This window comes from Paenibacillus xylanexedens, assembly GCF_001908275.1.
GTDB classification, from domain to species: Bacteria; Bacillota; Bacilli; order Paenibacillales; family Paenibacillaceae; genus Paenibacillus; species Paenibacillus xylanexedens_A.
Map to the genome: position 1 here is coordinate 6,273,356 of NZ_CP018620.1, position 16,228 is coordinate 6,289,583.

The window sequence follows — 16,228 nt, forward strand, 5'->3', positions numbered from 1 at the left end:
AAGCCTGTCCCTCCCATCTCATTACATTTCGTGCCCGGGGCCCCAAGTTCCTGCTTTGCGCTCCATAAATGTATTTAGGAAGCTTCTTCTGTCTTGCTCCGTCTCTTGCCGATCCGCTCCAGTTGTTTCCGAAGCGGGACATAAATGATCAAGGCAAACACAAAATGAATGAACAAATTAGGAATCATGTATTCAATCAACGCCCAGTCAAAGGTCACGTGGTTAAGTTGGAAGAGCTTGTACAGGAAAAATAGCATGGTGTCATTAAGCAGACTTCCCAAAATGACAACCGATACCATAACCGGCAGTGGTGCACGCGGTGCTTGAAAAATGAGTCCCATCATATATGCCGATAATCCCATCGAGAATCCATAAGGTCCAATCATCTCGCCGTAGAATACAACGTCATGCAATAGTCCAAAAAATATACCGAGTACTAGTGCCGTGTGACGATGATGATATACAGCGATAAACAAAATTACGATATAGACCAGATTGGCAGAAATACGCATCTGCCAGCCAGAAGGGATGAGCAGTGGCAAAATTGTGCCTTCCGCAATGAACAAAAGGAATAGTAACAGGAACAAAACTTGCTTACGTGTTACCATTATTCTTTTACCTCAGGCGGGATAATGACAATCAGCTCTTTCCAATCAAGGAAGCTAGCATATGGATCAATTGTAGCTGTTTTTGTTAAACCATACTCACTTTTCTCGACACTCTTCACTTCACCAATCCGCATGTATTTCGGAAAGTTATTGATGATTCCGGATGAGATGATTTCATCACCCTCTTGGATGTTTGAATCCTCTGAGATTTTGGTCATCTTGAGCATGCCCGTCTTCGGATCGTAGCTCTCAATCATACCAAACACTTTCTCTTTACCTACCGCCGTTGCTGCAATGGCATTGGATGTCGGATCATTGGCGTCCATGGACGTTAACAGATTAACCGTTGATGTATATGAGCTGACATGACTGATCACGCCGACCAGCCCTTCCTGGGAGGTAACGGCCATCCCCGGCTTGATTCCCGCATTTTCACCGATATCAATGTTAATGGTTCTGCTATTTGGATCCGAATTGGCACTGATAACCTGAGCAATTCGTGAACCGTAATTATAGCGATTCTTCTGTTCTTCTGTGAAATTGAGCGCTTTCTGAAGTTGCTCATTCACTTGCTCCATATCATTGTACTTCAGCCGATCCCGGGTATAGTGACCCATTGCGATGCGAAGCTCTTCATTCTCATCATATACCGTACGCATGTTCGCTACATCTTTGAAAAAGCCCGCTACATAGGAAGCGGGCTTGTAAAATACGTATTGTACAAATCCAACTGAATCCTTCAGGAATTTCTCCGGCCAGGATAGAGTGGTTCGCGGACTGAGCGTAAAGCCCATTAACGCGATAAATGTAACAAGGCCCACCAGCAAAACAAAAAGTCTTTTGTTGCCTAGCAGTTTAAACAGTTCGAACACCCTCTAACATCCATATTCTCTTCCGAGCCATGCCCGGCGGGGAGACTGTCAGACCTGTAGTCCCTGCGAGAATATCAGCCGATCCTCCCCTGTTAAGCGGGTAATAGCTCATCCCCGGGGTTAACCGGGTCCTCTATAAAGATATCTTGCCACTTGGTCGCTATGCCAAGTTAGGCAAATACCAATTAACGTTTGGAACGAACTGCCGAACTGCTTCTGCTTTTGAACAAATGAATATTCTCTAGCGCTTTACCTGTTCCGATTGCTACACAATCCAGCGGGTTCTCAGCCACAATGACAGGCATTCCTGTCTCACCAGCAAGAAGCTTGTCCAGGTTGCGAAGCAACGCCCCACCACCTGTAAGAACGATACCCCGATCCATGATATCGGCTGCAAGTTCAGGCGGGCATTTTTCCAGTGTTACTTTTACAGCTTCAACAATTGCATTCACGGTATCAGCCAGCGCTTCACTGATCTCGTCCGAAGTAATCGTAATTGTCTTCGGCAGACCTGTTACAAGGTCACGTCCACGAATTTCCATCGTTTCTACTTGTTCCAATGGCATAGCTGATCCGATGTCCATCTTCAATTGCTCCGATGTACGCTCACCGATCATGAGATTGTATTGGCGCTTGATGTACTGGATAACGGATTCATCCATCTCGTCACCTGCTACACGAACCGAACGGCTCGTTACAATACCACCAAGAGAGATAACAGCCACTTCCGTTGTACCTCCACCAATATCGACAACCATACTACCCGTTGGTTCCCATACAGGCAGATCTGCACCGATTGCAGCAGCAAAAGGCTCTTCAATCGTATAGGCTTCACGTGCCCCAGCCTGTTTGGTTGCATCTTCAACCGCACGTTGTTCTACTGCCGTGATCCCGGATGGTACACATACCATCACGTTTGGATGACGCTGGAACATAGAGCGTTGTTTTTGCGCCTCACGGATGAAATATTTGATCATCGTTGCCGTTGTATCGAAATCGGCAATAACGCCATCTTTCATTGGACGAATGGCACGAATGTTACCTGGTGTACGTCCAATCATTTTTTTGGCGGCTTCACCTACTGCCTCGATGCTATTTGTATCTGTCCGTATAGCGACAACCGAAGGTTCTCGCACCACAATTCCTTTTCCTCGTACATAAACCAACGTATTTGCTGTCCCCAAGTCAATACCCAAATCTTTCGTAAAACCACCAAACATAACATAATCTCCTTTTCTGCCTCATATAGCCGCCCCATTCTGATCCAGAGCGTAATAATTTTATTCCCACGCAATACGTGGAGCTAATATTCGCATTTGTTTTTTTGCATTTGTAAAGTGAACCTATCTTTTACGGACAACGCCGTTAACATTCATAGGAAAACATCAACGCCAACCATTATATTATACTAAGCCCTTCTCCTTCAAACTTACGTACGTTCCATCTCCGATAATAATATGATCAAGCACGTCAATGCCAACAATAGCGCCTGCTTCAATCAGTCTCTTGGTTATTTGGATATCCTCCGGACTGGGCGTAGGATCACCACTCGGATGGTTGTGTGCGCACACAATCGATGCGCTGCTGCATTTGATGGCAGCCCGGAACACTTCACGTGGATGTACAATCGAAGCGTTAAGGCTGCCCATGGAGAGTGTTTCCTGGGCAATAATATGATTTTTGCTATTCAGAAAGAGACACACAAAATGTTCTTTTTGCAAGTAACGCAATTGTTCCATCAGGATATCAGCTGCATCACGCGGTGTACGAATTGAAGTCGACTGTGTGAGTCTGCTTTTGGCAATCCGATGACCCAGCTCAATGCCAGCTTTCAATTGCACAGCCTTGGCATTGCCGATCCCTTTCATCGTGGTCAATTCTTCCAGACTCAAATCCATCAACGAGCGAATGCCACCCGCTTCGGCCAGAATCCGTTGTGCCATATGCACCGCGGATTCCTGTCTTGTGCCTGTTCGAAGTAAAATTGCCAGCAATTCAGCATGGCTTAAGGCGCCCGCCCCGTATTCCATCATGCGTTCTCTCGGGCGTTCTTCCTGGGGGATGTCGCGCATCATGTATTGAGGCGACTCCATATGTTCCCTCTTTTCATTTCACAACATTTGGCTTCATTCATGTTCGTGGCAACACATGTACGCCGAACCCGTCCAACATATCACTTAACAAAGATAGCGGCAAGCCAACCACATTAAAATAACATCCTTCAATGCGGTCGATCAGTGAAGCACCAATGCCCTGAATGGCATATGATCCTGCCTTATCTGAAGGCTCACCTGTCTGCACATAAGCACGGATGGTCGCATCCGACAGCTCTTTCATCGTTACATCGGTCTGGCGGTAATGAACTAACGACTGTCCATTGCCCGCATCAATACAAGCGACGCCCGTAAACACCCGATGTACGCGGCCCTGCAGCCGGGATAACATACGTTCAGCATCCGCCTCGTCTAAGGGTTTGCCTAGAATCTCACCATCCAGAACAACAACGGTGTCACTACCAACAATAATGGCTTCCTGCTCGCGGCCTTCAAGCCCGCGAAACACGGCAAGCGCCTTGCGCAAAGCAAGTTCCTGTACCGTCTGTTCAGGTGTCCACTCTGGTGGTGTATCTTCATTGGCATGACTTGGTATTACATCAAACGCTAGGTGGAGTGATGCGATCAGTTCTTTGCGCCGAGGCGATGTGGAGGCCAGAATAATAGGGCGCTGTTGTGTGTTATCCAAAATGAACGGCTCCTTATGCCACGGCAACATCCTGTCCGGATCACGATAATAGATGTCACTGGTTTAATTTTTTTTCGTCATAACTCGTCATTCTCCTACAGTCTGCGATAAAGCCACACAGCGGCAATCATACCGATCAGACTCAGAAGGCTCATTTGAAATTGAAGTGAAATATCATAACTGATAATATCCAGATCAGCCTGTGGCGACCAACGTATGGTCGTGGCTTTCGTAAGAAAGGCTACTGCCTTTACAGGCTGCAGTGCCTTGGCGATCCACGCTCCGGCCATCCAGCCGAGCAGCAGAAACAGCAATAACATGCCGAAGTTTTTTTTCATCGGTAATCTTCCCTCGCCATTTTTTGACACCCACATTATTATACGGGGTTTTGTACGTCAATACAAACACAAATCCGGCAAGGGGAACTATTTCCAGTTCCTTGCCGGATGGGTATTTCCAAGCGTTGTTATGGGAAAGAGCATGTTATTGCTTTATCGCTTCAAGCCATTTTTTCTGCTGCAGTACATAATCCATCAGATCGGACTGCACGGACCACATGTGTACATCATCCGGGTTTTTGTTGTACTCCGCGATAGCCGTAATTGCACTGTTCATTGATTTCTCCATTCCACCAATAATAGGTTGTACATCTGCGGTCAGGCCAGGTGTAAGACTATTCAATCCCGTCAGCCATGACTCGTGCTTATTTTGAATCGCCGTCATCGTTTCTGAAGAGACTGCTGCCGGAGCAGACTGTCCCAGCTGCTGAATGGACAAGGTAGATAATTGTTCCACCAGCGCAGAACTGTTTGTGAAGAAAAGCTGCACATCCTCTTGTTTGCCACCGAATATAGCCGGATTGATCTCAGGGTTCACAATCTCCTTGACATACAGTTCAACTCCCTGGGCTTTTAGCCTAGAGCTAAGTAGCTTGGCCTCTTCACGATCAGCCGAAATGCCTGCATATACTCGATTGCCATCTTCAGGATCAGAACCTGCGGCTATACCTGCCTGAGCCAGTTCAAGCTTGGCCTGTTCAGCTCGTTCAGGAGAACTGAACACGCCGTATTGAAGTGCATAATACGTGCTGCCAGTCGTAACTGTCTGAAGTTGCTGTTCTGTACCTGCAGTCCCCTCCTGACCCGTCACAGTAGAAACTGCCTGATTGACGGGCAGAAGATCGCCTGGCTTCGCGGCTCCTTCTTTATTAAAAAATGAAAGAATAACCATACCAAAAAGTGCTCCGGTAACAAGTGCCCCAGTGACAGAACCAATCATTTTCCAGCCTCTTGGAGGGCGATTGCGTTTATAGGAATAGTTCTCCGAATCTGCAAGCCAGTCGTGGCCTTGATCATCATGGGTATTGGACAGATCACGACGCTCTTCCTCCGGATTATCGGTGTGATTAACATAACCGTAACCGGAACGGTTCCCAAAATAATGGGCCTCATCCAAGTTCAAGTTCGAATCATGAGTCACCCGCTCGTCAGGTTCAGGTACAGTAGAGCTTGTCAGCACCGTCTCTCCCCAGTCTCCGGGGATATCCTCAGGCGTCCATGATGGGGTTGTATCCATCTGCTTAGGCGTTAGCGGTTGATTATGCGGTAATTCTTCACTTAACGTCACCAATGGACTGGACGCGGATATCCTCTTGTTTTCAGGCTTGTCCGACTCATGATCCCCGAAGCGAAACGTCATTCTAGCATTGCTCACCCGTACCCTCTCCTTTGTCCCATTTATATAAGCTATATGCAGAGACTGGAGAATACATTCCATATAACGCAAAAAACGCCTGCTTCGTATCGGAGACAGGCGATTTCTCAATAGATCTATTTCAAACCTTTGGCAAGTGTATCGCCGACTTTCCAAATATCACCTGCGCCCATCGTAATCACAAGATCTCCTGGCTGCAGACGATGCTGCAGGTCAGCTACAACTTCTTCTTTTGTAGGAAGGTAACGTGCAGAAGCATTACTGTTTTGAACGATCAGTTCAACCAGTTTGGCTGAGGTTACCCCTTCGATCTGTTTTTCGCCCGCAGGAGAATAGATATCCGTAATAAGTACCTCATCCGCTTCCGCAAAAGCACGACTGAACGCATCCAGCAGGAAGAACGTCCGCGTATAACGCTGTGGCTGGAATACCGCAATAATACGTTTGCCTGTTGCTTTGGCGGCACTAATGGTAGCTTCAATCTCAGTCGGGTGATGAGCATAATCATCGATGATCAGCATATCACGCGCCTCGCCCAATACCTGGAATCTGCGTTTGGCTCCATGGAACTGGATGATGGCTGCCACAATCTTCTCAAATGGAATCCCTGCTTCCAGACAGGTAATCACAGTAGCCATCGCATTATAAACGTTATGCTTACCCGGCACTGATAGTTCCACCGTGCCCATAGCAGCACCCTGATGATTCATCGTAAAGGAGATACGGCGATCGCCCAGTACAATATCCGTTGCCGTATAATCTGCTGCACGATCAATACCATAGGTTGTAATCCGTGACTTGAGTTCTGGCAAAATCGCTTGAACATTCTCGTCGTCAGAACACACAATCGCTGTTCCTTCCGGACGAATCTGGCTCAGGAACTGCACATAAGCCCTTTTGAGCTCCTCAAAATCACTGTTGTAATTCTCCAAATGATCTGCCTCAATATTGGTTACAATACCGAGCCATGGATGGTACTGCAAAAACGAACCATCGCTCTCGTCCGCTTCAGCGACTACCCAGTCGCCTTGGCCTGCCTTGGCGTTGGTACCCACATTCATGATTTCTCCGCCAATAATGTATGTCGGATCTGTATCACATTTATCCATTACAAGTGCAATCATGGATGAAGTGGTTGTTTTACCATGAGCCCCAGCTACAGCCACACCTTTACGTTCGTTCAACAAACGTGCAAGCATCTGGGAACGATGCAGAATCGGAATGTTCAGCTCTGCAGCTGCTACCCGTTCCACATTATCAGCAGGCGCTGCCGTAGAGTAGACAACCAGGTCTGCTCCAGTGACGTGCTCTGCCGTATGTCCGATATATATTTTCGCTCCCTTGGCTGCCAACTTCTCGGTCAACTCCTGTGAAGCGACATCCGATCCGGTAACGGTGTATCCCATTTCCAACATAACTCTTGCGATGGCACTCATGCCATATCCGCCAATCCCTATAAAATGAACGTGTTCCGATGTATTTAACAAAACTTTCACCAACCTTTTTCAGAATCGGTTTGATGCAAAAGGGCTGCCCGCACATCCGCAATCAGGTACAGTGTGCCGGAGACCACCCCCAGATCTTCCGCTTCCGTCCGTGACTTCAATAGATCAAGTGCCTTTGCCCATTCGGGCTCGACGATGATTTCCAGTTCCTGCTTCGCAATGGCGGGACGTACCCGTTCGACAATCTGCAGCAATTCGGCTGCATCCATTTTGCGTCGGAAATCTGGCTCGGTCAGGATCAGCGTATCCACTAGTGGCAGTATATGCTGCAAATACGCTTCGTGATGCTTATTTGCCAACATACCCATCATCAAAATTAACTTGTTGTGCGGATAGACATCCATAATGCTCTTGGCCAGTGACTCTGCCCCTTCCGGATTATGTGCTCCATCGAGCACAATTCGGGGTTCATCGACGACTTTTTCGAATCTTCCTGCCCAGAAAGCATTCTCCAGTCCAAGTGCAATATCGTTGTCATCCAGCATAAATGCCATGTATTGTCTAAGCAATTCAAGCACCATAAGTGCGGCCGCTGCATTGTCACATTGATGTGAGCCCTGCATGCGTATGCGAACGTCCAGATCACGGAACGGGCCTGTAAAATGAAAAGATTGTCCGTTCTCATTGCTGTCCAGTCTATGATAAGAGAATTGATCTCCAGCCAAATACACGCTTGATTGAAGCTGCTGTGCTTTCTCCTGAATCACCTTCACAGCTTCGGGTTGAGTCGCGCAAGTCACAACGGGTACTCCCGGCTTGATAATACCTGCCTTTTCTCCAGCAATCTGCTCAATCGTATCTCCAAGCACATCCGTATGATCCATACCAATGTTGGTGATGACGGACACAACAGGTGCGACAATATTCGTTACGTCCATCCTTCCCCCTAGCCCCGTCTCCCATACCACAACGTCAGGGTAACACTCCTCTGCATAGTACAGAAGCGCGAGAGCCGTGGACACCTCAAACATCGTGGGTGATCCAAGCGGAGTGGAGGCCATTTCCTTGACCAGTGGATGTAATCGGTTCGAGAGCTTAAGCAGGATTTCTTCCGGAATATCCTCACCATTGTATTGAAAACGGTTTGTAAACTTGGTGATATAAGGCGACGTAAAGGTACCCACATCATATCCAGCCTGAAGAAGCACTGACGTCAAAAAAGCGCAAGTCGAACCTTTGCCGTTCGTTCCCGCGACATGAATAAATTTGAGACGTTGGTGTGGATTGCCTAACATGGACATCAGACTCTCGATTCGTTCCAATCCAGGTCGGATGCCAAAAGGAATAAGGCCATTGATCCAGTCCACGGCCTCGTTGTACGTAAGTAAAGGAGCTGCTGCATCTGTCCCGTCTAATTCCGTCATCTGATTCACCTTCGGTCCCGAGTTTGAGTGAAAAAAGCGGCCGGATGGCATAATGGCTCTCCATCCGACCCAAATATATTAACCTTTAAGTTCCTTGATTCGTGCAATCACTTTATCCCGTTTATCGGAATAATCTGCTTGCTTGGCGCGCTCTTCCTCAATAACTTTGGCAGGAGCTTTGGCAACAAAGCCTTCGTTCGCCAGTTTTTTCTCTACACGGAGAACTTCGCCCTCAAGGTTCTCCAACTCTTTCTCCAAACGAGCCACTTCCTGCTCGATATCAATAAGACCTGCGAGCGGCAAGTATAGTTCTGCCCCCGTAATGATCGCAGTCATTGCCTTGTCCGGTGAGTTTAAATCCAGCCCACTATCGAACTCGGACGTATTACAGAAACGTTTGATGTAGTGACTGTTACGCTCAATGATGCTGGACGTCTCAGGACTGTTTGCTTTGACCATCAACTCGATCTTTTTGCTCATCGGCACGTTCACTTCTGCACGAATGTTTCGAACTGCACGAATGGTATCCATCAGCAGGTTCATCTCGGCAACAGCCTCTGGGTTCTCAAGAGCAGGATCATATTCCGGCCATGATGCCAGCGTAATGGTCTCACCTTCATGCGGCAGATGCTGCCAGATCTCTTCGGAGATGTATGGCATAAACGGATGAATCAGGCGCATGGTCTGATCCAGCACATAAGCAAGCACGGATTGTGTTTTCTTCTTGGCAACCGGATCTTCCCCATAGAAGGACAGCTTAGCAAACTCGATGTACCAGTCACACAGGTCATCCCAGATAAAGTTATACAACACACGACCTGTTTCCCCAAATTCATACGCTTCGATTAGACGCGTAATATCGCGGGAAGTTTCGTTCAGACGGTGCAAAATCCAATAATCCGCTGTACCAAGCTCTCCGCTGATGTCACGTTCCTCATAGGTGAATCCTTCCAGATTCATCAATGCAAAGCGCGAAGCATTCCAGATCTTGTTGGCAAAATTACGAGCCTGCTCCACCCGTTCCCAACGGAAACGGAGATCCTGACCTGGCGTGCTGCTGGTTGAGATCATGTAACGCATTGCATCTGCGCCGTATTTCTCAATCACATCCAGCGGATCTACACCGTTGCCCAGTGATTTGGACATTTTGCGTCCATCTGCATCACGAACAAGACCATGCATCAGCACATCCTTGAACGGAATCTCATCGGTGAATTCCAGTGCAGTGAAAATCATACGTGCAACCCAGAAATATATGATGTCATACCCTGTCACAAGTACACTTGTCGGATAATAACGTTTCAGGTCTTCCGTATCTTCCGGCCAGCCTAGTGTGGAGAATGGCCATAAGCCGGAGCTAAACCAAGTATCGAGTACGTCTTCGTCCTGTCTGAGCTTGCGTCCAGCATACTCTGGCAGCGTTGTTGGATCTTCAGCAGATACGATGATTTCACCTGTTTCTTCATCATACCAAGCAGGTATACGATGCCCCCACCACAGTTGACGGGAAATACACCAGTCACGAACGTTCTCGATCCAGTTCAGATAGGTTTTCTCAAAACGATCTGGAACAAAATTAACCCCTTCGCCGCTCTGTTGTTTTTTAATCGCTCTCTCTGCAAGTGGCTTCATCTCAACGAACCACTGTGTAGACAGATACGGCTCAACAACAGCTCCGGTACGTTCACTGTGTCCAACCTGATGCGTGTGATCCTCAATGTTGATCAATACGCCCTGCTCTTTCAAGTCAGCAACAATCTGCTTGCGGCAGTCACTGCGATCCAGTCCCTGATACTTGCCTGCCTCAGCATTCATTGTGCCGCTCTCATCCATTACCGTAATCTGAGGCAGATCATGACGAAGACCTACTTCAAAGTCATTTGGATCATGCGCAGGCGTGATTTTAACAGCACCACTTCCAAACTCTTTATCCACATAATCATCAGCGATAATTGGAATTTCGCGTCCAATGATAGGCAGTACAAGTACTTTACCAATCATATCTGCATAACGCTCATCCTTCGGATGAACAGCAACCGCTGTATCACCCAGCATCGTTTCAGGACGCGTTGTTGCCACTGTAACGTAGCCACTTCCGTCTTTGAGCGGGTAACGCAGATGGTACAAGTGACCCTGAACCTCTTTATATTCAACCTCAATGTCGGACAGAGCTGTCCGGTTCACCGGGTCCCAGTTAATGATGCGTTTGCCTCGGTAAATAAGGCCTTTTTCATACAGCTGAACAAATACTTTGCGAACCGCTTGGGACAGACCTTCATCCAGCGTAAAACGTTCACGTGAGTAATCAAGCGACAATCCCATTTTGCCCCATTGCTGACGGATGGTAGTGGCATATTGATCTTTCCAGTCCCATACTTTCTCCAGAAATTTCTCACGTCCCAGATCATAACGAGTCAGACCTTCTTCACGCAGCTTCTGCTCCACTTTGGTTTGGGTAGCAATACCTGCATGGTCGGAACCCGGAAGCCACAGTGCGTCATAACCTTGCATCCGTTTGGTGCGGATCAGAATATCCTGCAGTGTAAAATCGAGCGCATGCCCAATGTGCAGCATCCCGGTCACATTTGGGGGTGGAATTACAATTGTATACGGCTCGGCATCTTTACGCTGACCGGCTTTGAAATATCCACGCTCCATCCAGGTGGAGTACCATTTATCCTCTGCCGCCTTAGGATCGTAAGTGGTCGGCATTTCTGTTGCAGCTGATTTTTTTTCCTCAGACATGTGTCATTCCTCCGTTACTTCATCATCTTCGCCAAAAAAAACAAAAAAAACCTTTCATCCATCAAAGGACGAAAGGTTAGCTTTCGCGGTACCACCTTTGTTTCACGCCGACAGCAAGATAGACTTCACCCTCTGTACATGACGTGACACTTCAAGCATATAACGGCTGCTACCGGCCCATCCTACCTCAGAAATAAATGACGATAGATCTCATTCATCCCTTGTATTCAAACAGGCAACTCCCGGGCGACTTCGATCAGTTGGTTCCTGCGGAATCTCACAGCGTTGCAATTCCACTCTCTGAAAGGTCATACTGTCTACTACTCCCGTTCCACGTTGTTCTTCAAAAAACCTACACACATCATACCTTGCTCGTGCGCGATAGTCAACCTGACAACAGCGGATAAAGAGCGCTGGAATGCAGGTTTGGGACGAATCATGCAAAAACCCGCAATCCTCAAGGGGATCACGGGTCGTAACGAAGGCTTTAACTACGTATTAAGGGATGTACAATATCTGACCTTCTTCCACAACCTGCTCAGATAATCGGTTATACAACTGAAGTTCCCTCGTGCTCAATTGATATCGATCTGCAATGGCATCCAGTGTATCTTCTCGCTGAACGATGCACAGTTTCACCTTGCGGAATGGGGTCTGGTCCACGATCGTTCCCAGGAACAGGTTCTTCCATTCCACATCATCAGCTGGATACGTTTCTTCCTGTACCACACCCGCAGGAACCTCATCGCCTCGCTCCACTTCAGCATCGCGTGCCGCTCTACCGGAGGATAACAAGGAAGAGATACCTACGCCCTCTTCTTGCCGTGGTGCGGATTCTTTTTTGCTGCCAAAAGCAACCTTCAGCTCCGGCTTGTCTTCCGTCTCAGCCACAGGTTCAGGAACAAATGCTTCGTTCTGTACGAACTCGTCTACCCCAGTCGCTTCAAAAGACGGTCGGTCTTCCTCAGCGTTGCCTGGTTCAGACGAAGCAAATACACCTTGCCAGTTCTCCGCCTGTGATTCAACCGGGACATCGGCAACTGCCTGATTCTCCTGCTGAGGTACAGATCTCGCTGATTCGAAGTGCCATACCTCTGGTGCGTCCGGTACATCCGGTTCTGCCAACTCATTAGATGATTGAGCAGTAGGCTCTGAGACTGCTTGATCTGCACTTCTCGAGTTCGCAGGCAATGCATCCACGGAAGGCTCGGACCAACCCGAAGACTCATCTTCCAGAGGCAACAATGGTTCCGACTCAGGGTAAGAAGCTAACCGATCAGCGGTCTCAGCCATAAATGACGAGATCGGAGAAGGTTCGCTGTAGTGCTCATGAGATGCCAATTCATCTCCATTCGCTGTCAGAGATGCGGGATCTTCGTTTGCATCAGGTTGTCTGTTTTCGTTAACGTACTCCGCACTTTGCTCCTCAGATTGAATTGGCTCGGCCGATGACGCATTCGCATAATCCTGCTGCCATTCTTCGCTATTCCTTAATGTCTCTTCCCTTACGGACAGGTCAGCGAATTCCGGAGCACCGTATGCAAGTTCTGCTGCATTCGCAAGTCTCTCTTCCTCACTCCGCTGGAGCAGGTACTCTTGTGCAAATGTGTTGGGGTCGCTGCCTGTCTGTGCTGCTTCATCGGAACGGTTGGATTGCTGAGCATCAGGTGAATGAACAACTGTAAACTCATCTGCTGACCACACTTGTGGCTCTTCAACAGGAAAGCCCTCGATGCCTCGCAACGACAATACGCCTGTAATGTTCAGACTGCGATTGGATAACAGATCCACGTCAAAATTTTCGATCTCGATGGAAATATCCTCAATCGATCTGACCCGGTTCAGCGGCACTGTGATCTCCACGGGAATGAAATGTTTGAGCTCCTCTGAAGCCTCATTTTCTCCTCTGTACGCACCTGTAAGTAAAAGATGCCCTCTTAACGTGGCATGATCATCCTGCCCTATGACTTGAATGCGCGGGTATAGTTCAATCTCCTCCAATTCCTCAATCGCAGGAACTCCCTCAGACAAATGAACGCGCTCATAAATATCGAACCGCAAACCATAAGGTTGATTCAACAAAGGTGGCGTCCTCCTTTCGGCATATGTTCACCATGATCCTTCTCATGGGACTGATCCATGGTCCAAATCCTTCGTTACCCCATCTATATGCCTTGAATGAGGGGAGCATGCCACCTTTTGAAAAACCTTGTTATATAAAGCGAAATAGAGAATGTTGCACCTAGCCACTTCGATGACAGAATAACCTTCCGATCACTGTTATCCCCAGATTTTTTTTGATTCCCTTCTTCAAAGGGAAAATCCGGGGATAGTTTATGCTTCCGAAGCAGCTTTCTTTCAGAAAGCTTTTAGGCGAACGCTCCGCTTCTTCACGTTATTTCTGTCCTCTCCGTTCTCGTGTAACTATTAAAGTTCGCTCTATATCATTTATGAATACATCTTTTCACGTTCTGCCAATTGTGTGAAATCGGACGGCCATGGGTCGTTCACTTCAATCATCGCTCCGGTTAAAGGATTACTAAACTTAAGCAACTCTCCATGAAGTGCTTGTCGCCCAATGGCATCCGCTCTACCACCATACAACGCATCACCAATAAGCGGATGTCCCGCGTAACTCAGGTGTACACGAATTTGGTGTGTTCGTCCTGTATCCAGCTTTAATCGTACAAGGGTTGCTCGTTCCCACACTTCGACGATCTCCACATGAGTAACAGCTTCCTGTCCACCTTCCGAGACACGCCTGCGCTGTTTGTGATGTCTGTCCTTGCCAATGGGAGCATCAATTTTGTGGAGTTCAAGGGGGATTTGTCCACCTGCAATGGCTACATAATGGCGGCCAATCTCTTTGCGACGCATCGCTTCATCCAGTTTGGCGAGGGCAAAAGCATTTTTGGCATACAGGACAGGTCCGGTTGTATCCTCATCCAGTCGATGAACATGGCGAACGCTCGCCTGGATTCCGTTCATTTCGTAATAAGAGGCAACCACATGATCCAGCGTGATGGCCTGATCGGTACGGCTTCCATCCGGATGCAGTTTCATGCCTGCCGGTTTGTGCATAACCAGACAGAAATCATCCTCATACAATACACCCACATCAGCCCAGCGTGGCTCAACATCGATTGGCTGGGACGCAAAAAGGGCCAGCCGAAGCCGGTCCCCTGCAAGTTGTATTCCTCGGTTTGCTTTCAGCTGACGAAGCAGTTTCTCCGGAAACTGCAGCTCAGACAATAACCATTGCTCTGCGGCCATCGGTTTGTCCGAACTGCCTGTTACGGCTTTCCCTGGCATCAGTTCAAGCCATTCCCCGCGGCGTTTCCAACTTTTGATGGTCATAGCGATTGAAGAGCTTTACGATTCGCCTCAATCGTATCGTCAATATCCTGCTCCGTGTGCACACCAGAGACAAACATGCCTTCGTATTGCGAAGGTGCAACACTCACACCTTGATCAATCATGGCCGCAAAATAACGACGGAATTGATCCAGATTGCTTTCTTTGGCAATATCATAATTGGTTACTGGAACGGCACTGAAGAATGGACAAACCATGGAACCCACACGGTTAATGGTTATCGCAACACCTGTCTCAGCTGCATTTTTCTCGAATCCGGCTTGCAGACGTGCAGACAATGTCTCCAGACGGTCATAGACCTCTGGTGTTAACAATTTGAGCGTGGTATATCCTGCTGCCATAGCCAGCGGGTTCCCACTAAGTGTACCTGCCTGATAGATCGGTCCTGTTGGAGCAATCTGTTCCATCAGATCGCGACGGCCACCATAAGCACCAACCGGGAGTCCGCCACCGATAACTTTACCCAGACAAGTCAGGTCAGGTGTAACCCCATACCGTCCCTGAGCACAGTTCAACCCTACGCGGAAACCGGTCATGACTTCGTCAAAAATAAGCAGGCTGCCATATTGAGTCGTCAAACTGCGCAGGCCTTCAAGGAAACCGGAAGCCGGAGGAACAACCCCCATGTTACCTGCCACAGGTTCCACAATAACAGCGGCCAGTTCTTCACCATAACGTTCAAAAGCAAGCGTAACAGACTCCAGATCGTTATAAGGTACCGTAATTGTATTCACAGCTACACCTTCAGGAACACCTGGACTATCCGGTAGACCCAGTGTTGCAACACCTGAACCCGCCTTGATCAGCAAGCTGTCCGCATGTCCATGATATGATCCTTCAAACTTCAGAATTTTACTGCGTCCGGTTACCCCGCGTGCCAGTCGAATGGCACTCATCGTTGCTTCCGTACCGGAATTAACCATCCGCACGATATCGATAGAAGGTACACGCTCACAGACCAGTTTTGCCATCTCGGTCTCCAGCAAGGTAGGCGCACCAAAGCTTGTTCCTTTGAGGGCTGTCTCACGCAAAGCTTCTACAACGTCAGGGTGTGCATGTCCCATAATGAGGGGGCCCCACGATCCTACATAGTCAATAAAAACATTGCCATCAATATCGTAGATTTTGGACCCTTCACCGCGTTCTGCATAGATCGGAGTAAGTCCCACCGATTTGAATGCGCGTACAGGGCTGTTCACACCCCCGGGTATGTACTGCTTAGCTTCCTCAAACGCGCTGCGTGAGCGCTCATCATTGCGACGATTACCTTGTTGTGCAGTCATGAATGTCCTCCTTAATGTAAT

The 16,228-nt window shown here is 48.1% G+C and carries 13 protein-coding genes and 1 other annotated feature; all 13 genes read right to left on the bottom strand.

Translation table 11 applies throughout. The features are described from left to right. Positions 1 to 74 precede the first annotated feature (74 nt). Positions 75 to 608 carry a rod shape-determining protein MreD gene (mreD, locus tag BS614_RS27325; RefSeq protein ID WP_036673543.1) on the bottom strand — a complete coding sequence of 178 codons (534 nt, stop codon included), beginning with the start codon at positions 606 to 608 and terminating at the stop codon, positions 75 to 77. Continuing rightward, the gene (mreC, locus tag BS614_RS27330; RefSeq protein WP_074096244.1) at positions 608 to 1,480 is read right to left on the bottom strand and encodes a rod shape-determining protein MreC; all 873 of its coding nucleotides are present in this window, start codon (positions 1,478 to 1,480) and stop codon (positions 608 to 610) included. Before mreC ends, mreD begins: the two co-directional genes overlap by 1 nt. 185 nt (positions 1,481 to 1,665) lie before the next feature. Then, the gene (locus BS614_RS27335) at positions 1,666 to 2,700 is read right to left on the bottom strand and encodes a rod shape-determining protein (protein WP_017692612.1); all 1,035 of its coding nucleotides are present in this window, start codon (positions 2,698 to 2,700) and stop codon (positions 1,666 to 1,668) included. 183 nt (positions 2,701 to 2,883) lie between these two features. Then, positions 2,884 to 3,573 carry a RadC family protein gene (radC, locus tag BS614_RS27340; RefSeq protein WP_074096245.1) on the bottom strand — a complete coding sequence of 230 codons (690 nt, stop codon included), beginning with the start codon at positions 3,571 to 3,573 and terminating at the stop codon, positions 2,884 to 2,886. A 37-nt stretch (positions 3,574 to 3,610) separates the two neighbouring features. Next, entirely contained in the window at positions 3,611 to 4,222 is a 612-nt protein-coding gene (locus BS614_RS27345) for a Maf family protein (protein WP_074096246.1), read from the bottom strand. 95 nt (positions 4,223 to 4,317) lie between these two features. After that, complete coding sequence (locus BS614_RS27350; protein ID WP_047841183.1) at positions 4,318 to 4,560, bottom strand: DUF4321 domain-containing protein; 243 nt, start codon at positions 4,558 to 4,560, stop codon at positions 4,318 to 4,320. A gap of 145 nt (positions 4,561 to 4,705) precedes the next feature. Then, positions 4,706 to 5,935 carry an SPOR domain-containing protein gene (locus BS614_RS27355; RefSeq protein WP_074096247.1) on the bottom strand — a complete coding sequence of 410 codons (1,230 nt, stop codon included), beginning with the start codon at positions 5,933 to 5,935 and terminating at the stop codon, positions 4,706 to 4,708. A 116-nt stretch (positions 5,936 to 6,051) separates the two neighbouring features. Further along, positions 6,052 to 7,371 carry a UDP-N-acetylmuramate--L-alanine ligase gene (murC, locus tag BS614_RS27360; protein ID WP_244898366.1) on the bottom strand — a complete coding sequence of 440 codons (1,320 nt, stop codon included), beginning with the start codon at positions 7,369 to 7,371 and terminating at the stop codon, positions 6,052 to 6,054. Positions 7,372 to 7,427: 56 nt separating this feature from the next. Then, the gene (locus BS614_RS27365; RefSeq protein ID WP_074097012.1) at positions 7,428 to 8,804 is read right to left on the bottom strand and encodes a bifunctional folylpolyglutamate synthase/dihydrofolate synthase; all 1,377 of its coding nucleotides are present in this window, start codon (positions 8,802 to 8,804) and stop codon (positions 7,428 to 7,430) included. Positions 8,805 to 8,882: 78 nt separating this feature from the next. Next, positions 8,883 to 11,549: a valine--tRNA ligase gene (locus BS614_RS27370; RefSeq protein ID WP_074096249.1), complete on the bottom strand. Its 2,667-nt coding sequence runs from the start codon at positions 11,547 to 11,549 to the stop codon at positions 8,883 to 8,885. A 61-nt stretch (positions 11,550 to 11,610) separates the two neighbouring features. Continuing rightward, positions 11,611 to 11,892, bottom strand: a binding site (T-box leader). A gap of 155 nt (positions 11,893 to 12,047) precedes the next feature. Further along, positions 12,048 to 13,631 (bottom strand): LysM peptidoglycan-binding domain-containing protein, encoded by a 1,584-nt coding sequence (locus BS614_RS31335; protein ID WP_084174772.1) that lies wholly within the window; start codon positions 13,629 to 13,631, stop codon positions 12,048 to 12,050. 366 nt (positions 13,632 to 13,997) lie between these two features. Further along, entirely contained in the window at positions 13,998 to 14,906 is a 909-nt protein-coding gene (locus BS614_RS27385) for an RluA family pseudouridine synthase (protein WP_074096250.1), read from the bottom strand. Next, positions 14,903 to 16,207, bottom strand: a complete 1,305-nt coding sequence (gene hemL / locus BS614_RS27390) for a glutamate-1-semialdehyde 2,1-aminomutase (protein WP_074096251.1) — start codon at positions 16,205 to 16,207, stop codon at positions 14,903 to 14,905. Before hemL ends, BS614_RS27385 begins: the two co-directional genes overlap by 4 nt. Positions 16,208 to 16,228: the final 21 nt, after the last annotated feature.